The organism is Paenibacillus sp. FSL L8-0436 (genome assembly GCF_038593025.1).
Lineage (GTDB): Bacteria > Bacillota > Bacilli > Paenibacillales > Paenibacillaceae > Paenibacillus_AQ.
On record NZ_CP151955.1, the window covers coordinates 2,185,603 to 2,201,361 of the forward strand.

13 protein-coding genes and 1 pseudogene are annotated in these 15,759 nt (G+C 46.8%); 9 read left to right on the plus strand and 5 right to left on the minus strand.

The window, feature by feature from the left end:
- Positions 1-16: 16 nt before the first annotated feature.
- Positions 17-592 (minus strand): TetR/AcrR family transcriptional regulator, encoded by a 576-nt coding sequence (locus NSS79_RS09710; RefSeq protein ID WP_076113293.1) that lies wholly within the window; start codon positions 590-592, stop codon positions 17-19.
- 154 nt (positions 593-746) lie between these two features.
- On the opposite strand from NSS79_RS09710, the gene NSS79_RS09715 reads away from it, so the two are divergent.
- The 4 genes and pseudogenes from NSS79_RS09715 to NSS79_RS09730 form a co-directional block, all read left to right on the plus strand.
- A complete protein-coding gene (locus NSS79_RS09715; protein WP_342439181.1) occupies positions 747-1,625 on the plus strand; it encodes a 2-dehydropantoate 2-reductase N-terminal domain-containing protein in 879 nt (292 codons plus the stop codon).
- Between the two features lie 274 nt (positions 1,626-1,899).
- On the plus strand, positions 1,900-5,847 hold the full coding sequence (locus NSS79_RS09720; RefSeq protein ID WP_342439182.1) for an Ig-like domain-containing protein: 3,948 nt from the start codon (positions 1,900-1,902) through the stop codon (positions 5,845-5,847).
- A 5-nt stretch (positions 5,848-5,852) separates the two neighbouring features.
- Positions 5,853-6,446 carry an S-layer homology domain-containing protein gene (locus tag NSS79_RS09725; RefSeq protein WP_342439183.1) on the plus strand — a complete coding sequence of 198 codons (594 nt, stop codon included), beginning with the start codon at positions 5,853-5,855 and terminating at the stop codon, positions 6,444-6,446.
- A gap of 105 nt (positions 6,447-6,551) precedes the next feature.
- Positions 6,552-6,626: pseudogene (locus NSS79_RS09730) on the plus strand (spore coat protein CotJC); the annotation flags it as partial.
- A 77-nt stretch (positions 6,627-6,703) separates the two neighbouring features.
- Here the strand turns inward: NSS79_RS09730 and NSS79_RS09735 are convergent.
- Together NSS79_RS09735 and NSS79_RS09740 are read right to left on the minus strand one after the other, a co-directional pair.
- Positions 6,704-7,045, minus strand: coding sequence for a nuclear transport factor 2 family protein (locus NSS79_RS09735; RefSeq protein WP_076113296.1), 342 nt, complete (start codon positions 7,043-7,045; stop codon positions 6,704-6,706).
- A gap of 29 nt (positions 7,046-7,074) precedes the next feature.
- Positions 7,075-7,869, minus strand: a complete 795-nt coding sequence (locus NSS79_RS09740; RefSeq protein WP_342439184.1) for an SDR family oxidoreductase — start codon at positions 7,867-7,869, stop codon at positions 7,075-7,077.
- A 176-nt stretch (positions 7,870-8,045) separates the two neighbouring features.
- Here NSS79_RS09740 and NSS79_RS09745 point away from each other — a divergent pair, with 176 nt between their 5' ends.
- Positions 8,046-8,930: a LysR family transcriptional regulator gene (locus NSS79_RS09745; RefSeq protein ID WP_342439185.1), complete on the plus strand. Its 885-nt coding sequence runs from the start codon at positions 8,046-8,048 to the stop codon at positions 8,928-8,930.
- 149 nt (positions 8,931-9,079) lie between these two features.
- Here the strand turns inward: NSS79_RS09745 and NSS79_RS09750 are convergent, their stop codons facing one another.
- Positions 9,080-10,042 carry an SGNH/GDSL hydrolase family protein gene (locus NSS79_RS09750; RefSeq protein WP_342439186.1) on the minus strand — a complete coding sequence of 321 codons (963 nt, stop codon included), beginning with the start codon at positions 10,040-10,042 and terminating at the stop codon, positions 9,080-9,082.
- Here NSS79_RS09750 and NSS79_RS09755 point away from each other — a divergent pair.
- A complete protein-coding gene (locus tag NSS79_RS09755) occupies positions 10,041-11,408 on the plus strand; it encodes a hypothetical protein (protein ID WP_342439187.1) in 1,368 nt (455 codons plus the stop codon). The two genes, NSS79_RS09750 and NSS79_RS09755, sit on opposite strands and share 2 nt — an antisense overlap.
- A 2-nt stretch (positions 11,409-11,410) precedes the next feature.
- On the opposite strand, the gene NSS79_RS09760 is transcribed toward NSS79_RS09755, so the two are convergent.
- A complete protein-coding gene (locus NSS79_RS09760) occupies positions 11,411-12,502 on the minus strand; it encodes an endospore germination permease (protein ID WP_342439188.1) in 1,092 nt (363 codons plus the stop codon).
- Between the two features lie 175 nt (positions 12,503-12,677).
- Between NSS79_RS09760 and NSS79_RS09765 the strand changes: the two genes are divergently transcribed.
- The 3 genes from NSS79_RS09765 to NSS79_RS09775 are packed head-to-tail and all read left to right on the plus strand — an operon-like array spanning position 12,678 to position 15,647.
- On the plus strand, positions 12,678-14,207 hold the full coding sequence (locus NSS79_RS09765) for a spore germination protein (RefSeq protein ID WP_340899533.1): 1,530 nt from the start codon (positions 12,678-12,680) through the stop codon (positions 14,205-14,207).
- Positions 14,188-15,411, plus strand: a complete 1,224-nt coding sequence (locus NSS79_RS09770; protein ID WP_342439189.1) for a Ger(x)C family spore germination protein — start codon at positions 14,188-14,190, stop codon at positions 15,409-15,411. The genes NSS79_RS09765 and NSS79_RS09770 overlap by 20 nt, the downstream gene beginning before the upstream one ends.
- A 5-nt stretch (positions 15,412-15,416) precedes the next feature.
- The gene (locus NSS79_RS09775) at positions 15,417-15,647 is read left to right on the plus strand and encodes a hypothetical protein (RefSeq protein WP_342439190.1); all 231 of its coding nucleotides are present in this window, start codon (positions 15,417-15,419) and stop codon (positions 15,645-15,647) included.
- The last annotated feature ends 112 nt before the right edge of the window (positions 15,648-15,759 follow it).

Genomic DNA, 15,759 nt, shown 5'->3' on the forward strand with positions numbered 1-15,759 from the left:
CTCAATGCAGTTTCGATTAGAGCCTTAAACCGTTCATCACGTAAGAGCGGACAGTATCTACAAGTAGATCGGTTCGATCTTTTTCCCCGCTTATAAACCAGTAATACGCAGCACTATAGATCGCTGAACCTGTCATAGCCGAAATGACCTTAGTATGATTGCGGTCTGCCATACGCTGATTATCACCGTTCAAAATTATGCTTTCGATCATTTGCTGCAGCATCTTTTTTACCTTTTCATGAACAAGTGTATCAATAGATTTGGAGTCCATTCTGCATACCTGATAAAAATCTACGATGTAGTTATGTGTCAGCAAGATCAACTCTGTACATATTTCATCCGTGAACTCCTGCGCTTTCACCACTTGCTCAGGAATCAACTCTTGAAAAGCCTGTTCTGTAATTTTCTCCAGCAAAGCGTATTTATCTTCATAGTGGGCATAGAAGGTGGCACGGTTAATGGTAGCTCTCTGTGCTATATCTTTTATGGTAATTGCATTAAATCCTTTATACCGCAACAAATCTCTGAATGCTTCCCTAATTAACTGTCGTGTGCGTAAAACTCTTGGATCTTCCTGATTTGCCGTATCAATACCTCCCTATGTAAACATCAGATATCTAAATGTGTTGTCTATGCAACTTTTTCTTTACTCTGCTGATTGAAATCGTAATAGTACCCTACTATTATCGTATCAGACAGGTGTTGCTTAAACAAACTGTGATAGTTAGCTGAAAGGAAGGATAGTATTGAACATCAAACAAAATAGACTTTTGATAGTTGGCGCCGGTGTGATTGGCAGTTTATACGCACTCAGATTTGCACAGTCAGGACTGGACGTCACATTGCTTGCCCGGGGAAAGAGGTTGGATTCGCTTAAAACGGATGGGCTGCGATATAACGATAATGAGACGATACAGCAAATATCTATCAAGATGATAGAAAAGCTTGCGAGCGACGATACCTACGATTTCATCTTTGTTCCTGTGCGCTATGATCAGGCAGAATCTGCCCTGTCTGCGATCAAGAATAATCAGAGCAAAACAATAATCACCTTGAGCAACACCGTGGGATACGACCGCTGGCTTGAAATCGTGGGTGATCGTTTACTTCCAGGATTCCCGGGTGCAGGTGGAGACATCAAAGACGGTGTTCTATACGCCCAATTCGGTTCCAAAACTTTTTTTGGTGAAATAAATGGACAATTGACTGAAAGAGTGACGAGGCTTGCCCAAATATTTGAAACAGTTGATTTGCCTTATGAAATACAAAAAGACATTCAAGCATTCCATGTTTCGCATGCTGCGCTCGCTGTAGTGAACAAGCATCTCTATACGAACGACGGAATGGTGGATATAGAGACAGCAAGAAACGAGAATACTCTAAGTAAGATTGCCGCAGATATTAAACAAAATATTCATCTGGTAGCGCAAGCCGGAATTCCGGTAATTCCGCCTGAAACGAAGTTAATGGGTGAATTGCCTGTAGAAGATATTATATCCCAATACCGCCAGATGCTGAGCGATGAGTTTATCATTGATGTTAAGCTTGGAAACCAGGCTGTCAGCAGGAAGGCTGAAATAATGTTATTGGATGAGGATTTTCATAAAAAAATATCTTTTCGATAATGACATCAGCGCCGAAGAGAGCGCCCGGCCTATATTGCCGCCAAAGGCGATCCGCTGGCCGATCTCTATGAAGACATCGCCGCTGAGGAGAAAGAGCCCAGAGATAGTTCTGCGGCTCTTTTTTCATGTTCTGAAATTTTTTTATTGCTTACATTGCGATGATCTTACGAACATGTTGCCGCGTTATGCTGTAATAACTTGTTCTTTAAAATTTTAATTTTTATAAAGAGGTTTCGAAGTTAACAAGAACAGACAACAAGGAGCGTGAAAGTTAGTGAGTTATCATCATCCATTTGTAAAGAGAGTATTGAGCGGGATATTGGCAGTGACGGTTCTGCTCCCGTTCATTCCACCCTCCCTTTCATCGTCATCGACCGTCTATGGAGATGCAGCGGAGCCTAGCGGTATCGTCATGGCAGAAGATTTCGAAAAGGTTAACTTAGCTGACTTAGCCTTTGACAGTGCACGCATTCATAGCGGCAGTATGGCGCTTGAAACGAATCCGAAATACGTTCGTAACGGGGCAAAGTCCTTACGGATTGATTATGACTTCATTGGTGTAACAGATAATCCATCCCAAGTTGCGGTAGGGCCTGCAACTCAGTTGGCGTTAACAAACAGAGTTCCCAAAAAAATCGGGATGTGGGTATACGCCAATAACGAAGGACATGGTCTAACCTCTAAGTTCTACGTTTCATCCACTGGAAAATCCAAAACGTATGAGATTAGGAGTGAAGAGGTAGGTATAGACTGGAGCGGCTGGAAGTATGTAGAGGCTGAAATAGGGGCTGATTTGACTCTGCCGGGTACCCTGGCGTTCTACTTCCAGATGAAAGAAAGACAAATGAGCAAAAAGAATAAAGGCTCGGTTTGGATTGACGACGTCAGGCTCATTTATGATGAACCGGTGGATGAAGATATGGATGTTCCTGTATTAAGTCCAACTACACCTACTCCCAATCAAACCTTGAACGCCCCCGTCTCCGACATTATCCTGTCAGCGGATGATGTTAAGTCGGGTATCGATCCCGACTCGATCCGGTTAACTGTAGATGGTCAGTCTGTTGCACCGGCGGCCTATACATATGATCTGAATAATAAGGTGATAACCTATCACCCGGCTATACCGCTCGGCGGCGGCTATCATCAAGTGCTGGCAGAAGTTAAAGATCTGGCCGGCAATCCGGCAGCAGCAGAGTATGCTTTTAATATTGAGCATGGCGCCATGTTTACATTAGAAGCTCCAGCGGAAGCTGTCAGCAACGAGACCTACCGGTTGAAGCTCGAGGCGAAGGATGTAGGCGAAGCCAAGCGCGTGCATGCTAAGATCAAGTTCGATCTGGAGACGCTGCAAGCGAATGCTATTAACGCACGTTCCGATTTAAGCAATGTGCAGACTACCATCGATAATGCAGGCGGTTATGTTGAATTTAGTGCAGAGGGACTGCAAGGCGACCATGCGGATGCGCTGGCAATCATCGATTTCGACGTGAATAGATCCGCGAAGATGGAACGTGGCGAGACGTATAAGCATATTGCTATGGTGGGGGGCGGCTTTGGGTATGACGGCGGCCCTTCGGTGAATTCCTTTGCCTCACCGGTTAATTATAAGATCGGGTTTCCGTACACTCTAAAAGTTAAGGGATCAGGCCTGCAAACACAGAATATAATCACCGTCACAACTCACGCAGGAGATCCGGTAGAAGGAGCGGAAATTGATTTTACCGATACAAACGGCCCTCAGACTTATGTGACCGTAACAGCTGAGGGTTCCAATATATATACGAGCGCTGATAGTTCGTCCGCAGTGTTGCTGGCGGCAGAGAAAAACGGGCAATTTTTCGCCGCAACAGGAAGTACAACCGGATTTGTAAAAGTGTATATGCCGGATGGAACCAAGACCGGTTACATACCATCCGCTGATGTACAGCAGAAGGATCTTACCGAAGGGTTGGGCTTGACGGATGCCAGGGGAGAGATCCATACGTCACTAGCTAACCTTGCAATAGGCACCTGGAAAGTGCAAGCGGTCAAGGATGGCGGTACCAGCGAGAGTATCAGCATGACGGTTGTTTCTCAGTTTGGTGGGGACGATCCGAAATATGTACAAACCTTTGTTACCGAAGATATGAGCACAATGATGAGTGTAGGGTGGCAGACGGCACCTAGAGTTCAAGAAACTTCTATCCAATATGTGAAAGATAGCGATTTGGTTAATAGTGACTTGAGTAATGCACCGGAAAAAGCGGCAGAGCAGCTTGCGCTTTCTGATGTGGAGGTCATTCATGAGGTCGCAGGTGGGCCTCTGGGCGAAATTAAGTTCCATAAATCATTGGTTACTGGCCTCGAGTCAGGTACGGATTATCATTACAGAGTCGGCTACGAAGGACATTGGAGTAGGTGGTACGATTACAAGACATTGGAGGCAGTACCGGATCATCCCGTTTCTTTTGTATTTGTAACCGATTCGCATACCAAAGGTGATAATGGGCTTGCAATTTATCAACAATTGATCAGCAATGCTTTAACTAATTATCCGGACACCCAGTTCATTATGCATGGCGGCGATATGGTTGACGATGGGTCGATCTTGAATGAGTGGAACCAGTTCTGGGAAGCTTCATCGATCTACGCATCCTCTATTCCTTCTGGTTACACAATGGGGAATCATGATGTTAAAGGGGAAGGCAAAGATATTTTTGCCAAGGGATTGGATCTTCCAAATAATGGGCCTGATATCCAGAAGGAGTATGCATATTCATTCGATTCAGGCGAGGTGCATTTCATTGTGCTGAACTCCGAAGCAGACGAAGTAACCATGGACAAGCAAGCAGCTTGGCTTCGTGAGGATATTCAAAAAAGTAATAAAAAATGGAAGATTGTTATGTTCCATAAACCTGCTTATCATACCGAAGATGGACGCGGCAATATGATCGAATATACACAAACATATTTTGCCCCTATTCTGGAAGAATTAAAAGTAGACTTGGTGCTGGAAGGCCACGACCACGTGTACGCGCGCACCTATCCAATGAGTGAAGGGAAGCCATTGTTGAACGGAGAGCAGGGGACTGTCTATTTGGACGGAGGCGCATCTGGCTGGAAGTTCTACGATGGAACAAAATATGAGTATCTGAATTTCATGTTTGACGATGATGTTCCGGTATACTCTGCAATTCAAGTTAGCCATGATAAAATTATAATTCAAGCTCGTACTACGGAAAGCGAAGAATTGATCGACAACTACACGATTGAGAAGAAGGATGAGCTAAAGGTAACTTCCGTGGCAGTATCACCAGCCGAATTGACGTTAAAGGTCGGTGACGAGCGCGGGACTGTTCTTACCGCTACCTATAGCGATAATTCCGCTGTCGATGTCACGAATCAAGCAACATGGATTTCTTCGAATGAGAGTGTAGCTACGGTAGATGCCAAAGGCATCATTCACGCTGTCGGAATTGGCGGGGCTACAATCCAGGCGAGTTACGGCAACATGTCGCCAGTTAAAATTTCTGTAACCGTTCAGGCTGAAGGTATGGTTCCTGTTCTGCTTAAGCTGACAGCTGATCCAGGCACTCACACATTGCAGGCGGGTCAGACAGCTGCTTCTGTTATCACAGCAGTATATGACAATGCAGTGAATACGGTTGTAACGGATCAGGTCATTTGGACGACTTCGGACCCTGCCATTGCCTCGGTATCGGGTGAAGGTGTCATTACGGGCGTTGCGGTGGGTAAAGGGGTAACGATCACGGCTTCGTTCGGCGGCAAATCAATTGCGATTCCAATTGTGGTTACTGAGGTTCCAATTCTGACCTTGGTTGATCTGGCTGTAACACCTGCTTCGCTCTCCTTGAAAGCAGGTCAAACGCAAGCCTTGTCGGTGACGGCAAAATATTCGGATCTTTCTACTGTCCTTAAGACCTTGGATGCGAATTATGTATCGAGCGCGACTTCTGTTGCTACTGTGAGTGAAACAGGGGTAGTGACAGCGGCTGGCACGGGGACGGCCTCGATCGTAATATCTTTTGGGGGAATCAAGAAGGAGATATCGGTTTCGGTAACGGCGGCCACAGGCAACAACAATGGAGGCACGACACCGGCAGCAACGCCAACACCGGCAGTAACGCCAACACCAACAGCAACGCCAACACCAACACCAATATCAACGCCGACAGCAACACCAGCTGTAACTGTAGAGCCTGCGAAGCAACCGGAGTGAAACCTGTGTTCAACGACAGAGTAGACTTAGATAAGGTTAAAGCTATCTTGGCGAAAGAGCGAACAGCTTCTGTTGTTAAATTCCCGGACGTACCTGCAGCTCTGTGGAGTGCAGCGTTCGTTGAACGCGCGGCCCTGATGGGGATCGTAACTGGCTATGCGGATGGTTCATACCATCCTGACGCCAAAGTAACGCGCGCTGAGTTTGCTGCAATGCTTGTAAAGGCTTTTGGTCTGACAGCTTCGGGGGGGACCGGATTCTCCGATACGCAAGGGCATTGGGCTTCGGAGGCGATTGTTGCGCTTCAAGAGAATGGAGTGATTATGGGCTACGCCGATGGTTCATTCCATCCCACGCAGGAGATAACCCGTGCGGAGATTGTGACTATGCTGGCTCGTCTTACGAACTATGTTACCAGCACATCGACGCAATTTTCCGACGTCTCTACGAACTGGGCAGCAGAGCAAATCAATGCCTTTGCTAATGCAGGTATCGTATCGGGTAAAGGCAACGGAGCGTTCAAACCGAACGAATCTGCTTCCCGTGCCGAATCAGTAGTGATGATCATCCGTCTCTTGGATAAGGTCCTTGCACCATAAGAAGCAGTTCAATTTCTCATAGTAGAGTTTAACGACTAAGGCTTATGTAAATAAGCTGAACAAAACGAGCAGCCCAAGCCGGGTTGCTCGTTTTGCTGGTTGTATCAGGGCGATCCGCTGGCCGGTCTCTATGAAGACATCGCTGCCGAAGAGAAAGCCCTGGCTACATACCAATGGCTGGGCCTACGTTTTCCCAATGGTGAAACAGGGAGTACACCCTCTATCCGATTGTCCTCTTTAATCTCTTTTGTAATATCTTAGAAAATGGATAAGCTCACAATTTGATCATCTGCAATGCTGAAGTGATATTCCAGCAATAACGGATCGGGTAAACCTGTTTTGTCATAAGTTCCATCCAACTTGCATGTTACAACAACCTCATCCTTATTTTCTTTTACTGCTTTTGGCTCTAATGTTACGTTTGCTCCAAAATGGTATTGATCACTCCATTCTTTAATCGCTTTTTGGCCAATCCGCTTTTTTCCTTCATCCAACACAACGGCATCTTCTGAAAAGCAGTTTACAAATGCTTCCGGATCGGGCTTATTCGATGCATCAATAAATTTACTGATCGCAGCAGGGATTTGATCGATTTCCATTATTTCTCCCCCTTATTTAGTTTGAACAATTAAACTGTCGGAATGGTACCGCCATCAATGACATATTCGCTTCCTGTAATGGATGCTGCACGGTCAGAAACCAAAAATGCAACCAGCTCAGCGACTTCTTCAGGTAATCCCGGCCGGCCAATTGGAATACCTCCGAGCGAATCCATAAGCTGCTGGAGCGCACCTTCTCTGCTTCCTGTTGTAGTTTGCATCCGATCAATTAACGCATCTGCTGCCTCAGTTTGAATAAAACCAGGAGACAATGAATTAATCCGAATGCCACGGGGAGAAAATTCATTAGAAAGTCCCTTGCTGTAATTAGCGAGAGCAGCTTTAGCTGCTGCATAAGCTAATGTAGTTTCATAAAGGGGCAATCTCCTTTGGATTGAGGTGAAATGAAGAATAACACCTGATTTATTTTCCAACATCAATGGAATAAGGCCGCGATCAAGCCGGACTGCGGCCAGAAGATTCCAATTTAAGGCCTGCAGCCAATCGTCATCGCTAAGAACAAGAGCGCCGCCTGGCGGAGTAGTTGATCCGCCTACACAATGGACAATAATATCGATACCGCCAAGCTGTTCTTTCACTGCTGTAATCACTTGCTCTACCCCTTCAGGTGACACAAGATCAGCTTGAACGAATTTAACCGAATGTGCCATGTCAGCAGAAAGGGAACGGGCCGTTGTCAGGACTATTGCTCCGCTGCTTGCAAGTCTATTCACAACAGCTTGTCCCATTCCTTTTGTCCCGCCCGTTACTAGCACTTTCTTGCCTTTAAATTCTGTTGCCGAGTATTCAAATGCTCTACCCATATCTATACCTCCTTATTATGAATAACTGAATCCGTGTGTTCAGCGCTCTGTCCCTTAAACCTTTATGTAATGTTCAAGAGGAGCTGGTTATAATATTACACTTGACTCTTTTATAACGTCCAATTTATTATATTCATAAAACTAATGAATAATATTAATATAAAGAAGGTCATGTTATGGAGCTTACACAATTAGAGTACTTTATGACTGTTGCACGGTTAGAACACATGACGATGGCTTCAAAGGCACTCGGCATTACCCAGCCAGCCCTAAGTCATGCGATTGCCAAACTGGAGAACGAAATCGGCGCTCCCTTGTTTGAGCGCAATGGGCGAAATGTGAAGCTGAACCGTAATGGCGCAATGTTCTCTAAATGGGTCGGCAAAGCATTGCAAAATATTGAAAACGGCGTAAAAGAAATCGAAGAATGGTCTAACCCGGATACGGGGGTTATTACTTTATCCTATCTCAATATTCTTGGCGTTGACTTAATTCCCCATTTAGTCCGAAGCTATCAATTAGACCATCCCAAAGTCCGCTTTGAATTGACGCAAGGAAATCTTGGAGATATAGATGATCATTTGGAACAAGGACATTCGGATCTTATGATTACATCGAAGGAATCTACTTTAGACAATCATAAATGGGTGGTTATGCAAAATATACCATTGTTTATTGTTGTATCCTCCCAGCATCATTTAGCGAATCGTCCAGCTTTGAGTTTGGCAGAGCTGTCGGGCGAACCCTTCATTGGTTTGAAAAACAACTGCGGATTAAAAGCGACGATTATGTCACGTTTCCAACATACTGGTTTTGTCCTTGATTCGGCGTATGAAGCCGAGGACTTAATCACAGTAGCCGGATTTATTAAGTCAAATCTCGGTGTATCTGTCCTGCCTAAGACTATGGGCTTGATGTTGGATGAACTTGTTTGGATTCCGATTACTGATGAGGGCTGGTATTGGGAAATAGGCTTAAAGTGGAGAGAGGATCGTCATATTTCTCCAACTGCCAAGCGGTTTATTGCATACATTGAAAATGAGCAGCAACGACTTGATTGATGTCACGGTTGAGGCCGTTTTTTATTGAGTGCTAATGACCCGCTGGCTAATTTGTACGAGGGCTACAAAAAAAGAATCAAACAGCGCCTTATTCGGGTTGTTTGATTCTTTTGATATTTGTCTTGATGGGTTGTACAGATATTCAGCTCTTATACGTTATAGCCGAAGCCCAGGATCGTGAAGCATTTGTCCTCATCACCGGCGGCCATTCTTATTTCTATCACATGCTCCAAGTTAAGCTCATTCTGGTACAGGATAACCGGGTTGCAATGTGTCCAGTTGTTCGTATACGGATCAGCAGTGACCACCAGTTTGCCATCGACGAGAATGTCCGCTTTTCCAAATTCGGGACCTGTATGGCTCTTGCGGTCCAGCAGCCGGGTGCAGGCAAAATCATTCCCCAGAACGGGCAGTTTATCCAGTGTGATATCCCCGCCGGTCGTAAGTGATTTATAGGTCTCGGAGAATAAGAAGGTGAGGCAATCCGCCATTACCCGGTGACCGTCGTTAGTGGGATGATAGATATCATAGAAAAATTGCCTTTTCGATATGATATTACCTTCAGCTTTAATCAGTCGGAACTGTTCTGTCACTGCGTTCTTTACACTCACCATAGGGAGATGATAGTGCATGCCTACGGGGGAGAACCGTTCCTGGAGGTTCCAGTCATTCACAAAAACACTGAACAGCAGGATCACGGCCGGCTGGTTGCTCGCGGAAGGGATCTTCAGGCAGAGGCTTTCAAAGCAGTTGCCCTTTGTTTCATCGTCCTCGTCGTTTACCGCGAATTCCACCACTACGACGTCTGGTGTTACGGCACCGTCCCTGAGAATATCTCTTTCATAGCGTATGACCCCAAGCTCCGATGGCGTTCCGCCTACTCTGGCCTTCACATAATGAATGTTCTCTCCGCCGTCCTTGCCGAATAGTTCCTTAAATCTTAAATAGGACTGATAGGCATAACACCCGGTATGTATAGGCTTGGCCCCCGCACCTTGAGTGATGGAACCTCCGATGTAGGCGATCGTGACGTCCTCGCCTTTCACTGCTTTTGCTATCGCTGTCTTCAATCTTGTATTATTGCCTGAATGCATCAAGGATTTTGCAATCATGCCCCTGTATTCATTCGAGCCGAACGAAACCGGAGGTTCAGGCGGCCGGCGCGAACCGGAAATTATCAATACTTCAACCTTTAGCCTTGTGAACGGTCACGAGGCGCAGAGAGTTTTGCAGCTGGCGCTTGGAATTGAAAACGCAGCCGATACCTATAATGCGTTGATCCCTGAATCGCAGAAGGATGCCTATTATCAGCTCGTCTATTATCCTGCGGTAGCTTCGGCCAATGTGGTCAAAATGCATATCTATGCCGGACTGAGCAAGCTGTACGCTGAGCGGGGCAGTGTTCTGGCCAACACCTACGCGGAGTTGACAACGGAAGCAATTGAGCGGGATAAGGAACTGGAGCATTATTATAATACCCGGCTTTCAGGAGGGAAGTGGCAGGGAATGATGAGTTCCGCTCATGTCGGGTATGTCCACTGGGATGCGGAAGGGTGGAAGTATCCGGCGGTGCACACCATAATTCCTGGTCAGGAATCTCAAATGATCGTTGATGTAGAGGGAACGGAGCAAGGATATGTTACGGGTACGGCTACTCTCCCGGTATTCAGCAATCTGCACCAAGAGACGTATGAGATCACGATCAGTAATGGCGGAGCGGCGGGCTTCATGTATCGGGCAGACTGCAATGAGGACTGGATCAGGCTGGATAGAATGCAGGAGTGGGTGGACACAGGGAAGACGATACAGGTAAGTGTGGACTGGGAGAAAGCAAAGGGGGAGGAGTCGGGTGAAATTACCCTCACCGGTACCGGAGGAACGGTTAGGATCGAGGTATCCTTGGACTGGTTTGACCTCCGGGAGGTGCCGCCGGCAACCTTTATTGAAGCTCATAATATCGTGGCGGTTGAGGCGGAGCATGCCCTAAGCCGTGTTGCGAAATCCGGAGTTGAATGGAGGATTATCGAGAACTATGGCCGTTCTTTATCCTCGGTCAAAATGTTCCCGGCCGGAGCAGCTTTTGCCGGGCCGGAGCATGCGCCATATCTGGAGTACCGGATTCTGGTGCGTCAGGACGGGGAGTATACCTTGACCGCCTATCTTGCTCCGACAAACAATCTGTCACCGGTCAGAGGCTTGAAATATGCGGCAGGTTTTGATGGCGAAACTCCGGTGATTGCGGACGCCCTGCCGCCGGACTATGAAGGCGGCAACCATGACAATGAACCTTGGTGCCGCGCCGTTATGGACAATATTCATACGCCTGTCACCCGTCATACACTGACCCAAGGGGTGCACACTCTCCGTTTTTACAGGCTCGCTGCCGGACTGGTTGTGCAAAAGCTGGTGCTGTCTGTTTCCGCGCTGCCCTATACCTGCCTTGGGCCGGAGGAGAGCTACAGTACGGGACGGGCGTAAGTTCAGATGCGTTTTTTGATGTGATAGACAATGAGCAGCATTAGCGGGAAAACGATGGAATAAGTGAAGTCCCAGTCTACCCAGTAGGCGGGGACTTCTTTGACGTAGAAAATAATATCTTTTGCAATCAGATGGGTCAGCCCGTAAATCAAAAATGCCACCGGAAAAATTAGGGGGCGGTATGATTTCAGCTTCAGCAGCTGGGCGGTCCCTAAGACAAAGGCGTAGAAGTAAAGCGCTGTTTTGAAATAGGTGCTAATAATCCATGTGGTAGCCATTAAAGCCTCAAGCCGCTGCAAAAAATTGCCGATGTTGATCCTTTGGGCAAGAATATAGGCTGCATAGAAGTTATGCTCGGAGAAATAAGCCCCAAGCACCGTCAGGGAAAGAAACAAAATAAGGTTTAGTCCAACCCCTCCGATGAGCAGGGCGATGAATATATTCCGGCTTGTATTGCTTTGTTTTTTGGCATAGGGATACACCATGAAGAATACGCATAATTCCCCAAACGGATAAAACACCCCGAAAAAAACCGTGTGCAGCATGTCAGGAAACGGTGTATTCATAATCGGATAGATCTGCTCTATACGCATATCGGGAATCAGCAGAGCGAGCATACCAATCAGAAAAACCGTAAAGAAAGGGAGGAAAATCTGGGCCGCCCGCCCCAGCGTTTCCAGACCCAGTCTTAAGCCATACACCAGCAGAACAATGGCCATGAAGCGGATAACTCCCCCGGGGGTCGCCTCGTAAACCTGTGTGCACATAAAATCTTCAATTTCCCTGACATAGGTAGAGGCAGCAATGAGAAAAAAGAATAAATAACTCAGAGCTACCGCTCCACCTGCCCATTTTCCTAAAATTTGTTGTGAAAGCTCGATAATTGTTTTATTAGGATCAATATTGGCTGTAGTTATCATCAGCTTTAGGGTTGCGAGACCCAAGGGAATACTAATGAGGCCGGCGATCCACGCATCTTCGTGAGCTCCTGCTGTCATTACAGAAGGATATGTAAGCGCCATGTCCCCAATAAGAGTAAAAAGCCCGAGTACTATCATTTGAGCGGTACTGATCTGGTCCTTTTCAAGTCCCATGTGATTCCTCCGTATCTGCTGCAAGCCCTCTTCAGCGTTTCAATATCATTTTCCTTAGCATGCAATATCCTTCCATAATTATGCACCCTAAACAAAATAGAGGTGGAATCGGGATAATTATCAAATTCCGCATCATACTAAGGACAGCTTGTTCACGAAAAACGGAGGTTACGTTATGGAGGATATCCTTAGGAGCCCATTGTCACACCGGCTAGAGGATAATCAGAAGCAGCTATCCCAATTGCTCGGGAAAAGCACCGATCTGATAATCAAAGAATTGCAGCTGGATCCATGTACGCAAATTGCAGTGATCTATATAGATGGTCTTATAGACACGCAGGTGCTGCATAACTCTATTCTTTTTTCCCTTCAGGAAGGCTGTGCCCCCGAGCTGCTGCGGGATCTTGATGCCGGGCAGAAGTTTGAGCTTCTGCAGAAACGTATCCTCATCGCAGGAGATCTATCTGTTACTGATGATCTGAGACAATTTGTGTATCAGCTGATGTCCGGCAATGTGATGGTGCTGGTGGACGGAATATCGAGTGCCCTGCGGATCGGGCTTCCCGGGTGGGATGACCGGAGTGTAAGTGAACCCAGCTCGCAATCGGTTGTGAGGGGACCGATGGAGGCGTTCACAGAGAATATGAGAACGAACACGTCATTGATCCGAAGAAAAATAAAAGACAGTCACCTGTGGCTCGAAACCTTCCAGATCGGCAAGGTGACGCAGACCAGCGTGTCCATTATGTATCTCACTAATATCGCAAGCCCTGACCTGGTGCTGGAGGTAAAGCGCCGATTGGACCAAATAGATACAGACAGCATTCTGGAGAGCGGATATATCGAAGAATTTATTCAGGATAAGACTGCCACGCCTTTCCCGACAATCTATAACAGTGACCGGCCGGATACCATCGCGGCGGGAATTCTGGAAGGGAAAGTGGCGATTCTTGTGGACGGAACGCCTTTTGTCCTGTTGGTGCCTTGCTTTTTTGTCTCCTTTTTCCAATCTGCCGAAGATTATTATCAGCGGTCCGATATTGGTACCTTGCTGCGGTTTGTTCGCTTTCTTTCTTTTTTTATTACGATGCTTGCCCCCTCCTTTTACGTGGCGGTTACTACGTATCATCAGGAGATGATCCCTACCAGTCTGGTCATAAGCCTTGCCGCACAACGGGAGAGCGTCCCGGTTCCGGCTTTCGTGGAGGCGCTGCTTATGGAATTGACGTATGAGATTCTCCGGGAAGCGGGCGTGAGAATACCGAAGAATATAGGGCAGGCCATCTCTATCGTCGGTACGCTGGTCATTGGCCAGGCAGCTGTTGCGGCGGGTTTTATCTCATCGGCGATGGTTATTATTGTATCCATTACGGCCATTTCCAGCTTTGTCATACCGGAGTCGGGCATGGCCATTGCCGCAAGAATGATTCGTTTTGTATTTATCGTGCTTGCTGGTTTTATAGGATTGTACGGGATATTGTTTGGCGTGTTTTTGATTGTGCTGCATTTGGCAAGCCTTCGTTCATTCGGCATGCCTTATATGAGTCCAATCGCTCCATACGAATCGAAAGATCTGAAGGATTCGATCTTCCGCCTTCCTTGGCCGCTTTTAAAGACAAGGCCGGCTAACTTGAAAGTACAGAATTTAAACCGTCAAGACACTTCCAAGGGGAAGGAACCGGCTTATGAGCCCAATAAAAAGTAAACTCCTTCGGCTGCTGCTTGCCCTTCTCATTCCCCTGCTGCTTAGCGGTTGCTGGGAAAGAAAGGAATTAAATGAAATAGCCTTTGTGCTGGGAATGGGACTGGATAAGTCAGAATCCGGCTACAAGGTCACGATGCAGGTGGTTATTCCTTCTTCGATTTCTTCACAGACAGCTGGAGGAGCGGGCGGCGGCGGCGGGGTACCAGTGGTTGTATCCAGCTTCACAGTGCCCACGATCTATGAAGCGGACCGGCAATACACTCTCATCAGTTCGAGAACCAGCTACAAAGGGCATATCCGTGTACTGGTGATCGGAGAGGAGCTAGCCCGGGCCGGGATCGCCGAGACACTTGATGTACTGAAGCGCAGCCGGGAGCCGCGGAATGATTACTTTGTCATGGTCGCGAAAGGGACCACAGCCGAAGAAGTGCTGAAGGTTCTCACCCCGCTTGATAAAATAGCGGCGAATAAATTGTTTAGTTCCCTGGACAAATCCTACAAGATATCAGCCAAAACAACTGCTGTCTCCCTTAACAAGTTCGTTGATGATCTGCTGTATGAAGGAATTAACCCGGTGTTGACCGGAGTGGAGGTGGATGGCAATACCAGCGAAGGCGACAAGATGAGCAATCTGGAACAGAGCGTACCTAAAGCCAATTTACAATACCGTAGCTTAGCTGTATTCAAGAAAGACAGGATGGTCGGGTGGTTAAGTGATAAAGAGACAATCGGCTACAATTACATCACCGATAACGTTGTCAAAACCTCAGGTAATGTAATAGGGGACGACGGCCGGCCTATTGTTATTGAAGCGATACGGACAACCACTAAACGGAAAATGAAGATGGTCGGCGGTGAACCGCATATTTATATTCATGTAAAGGCGGAGGGCAATGTGCAAGAAGTCCAGAGCAAGGATAACCTGGAGGCGGAGAGTGTGATTAGACAACTGGAAAGGAAATCGGAAGAGCGGATAATTCTGCGGATGGAAACTACCGTCAAGCAAATTATCGAGCGCTACAATGTGGATGTCATGGGCTTTGGACAGATGATCTACCGTGCCAATCCTAAAGCTTGGGCCAGGCTGCAGCAGACAAAGGGGGACAATTACCTGAAATCGCTGCCTGTCCATTACAAAGCCACCATGTCGATAAACCGGATCGGTATTACAGACAGATCTTTTATTGACGATGTCAAGGAGTGAGCGAAATGCTGTTGCTGTTATTTCTGGCTATTGCGGCTGTCTGTATAGCCGTCGATGTGCCTTTGCTAAAGCGGGGAAGCAGGACCCGGGATTTGCTGGTCTGGGGTACGCTCTGGATCATGGGCCTTGGTGCGACTGTCTGCTTCTTGTACAGAATCAAAGTACCAAGCCCGCTCCTTCTGGTCATGGTGATCTATAGGCCCGTCAACAGCCTGTTTGAATCATGGTTTTATTAGGTTCGTTTATGTATAATAATACGCCAGCAGAAATGCTGGCTTTTGTATTTAATAATCCAATTAACCATGTCGGAATAGTTAAAACCCTTAGTGGATTTGGTATAATTAAGAT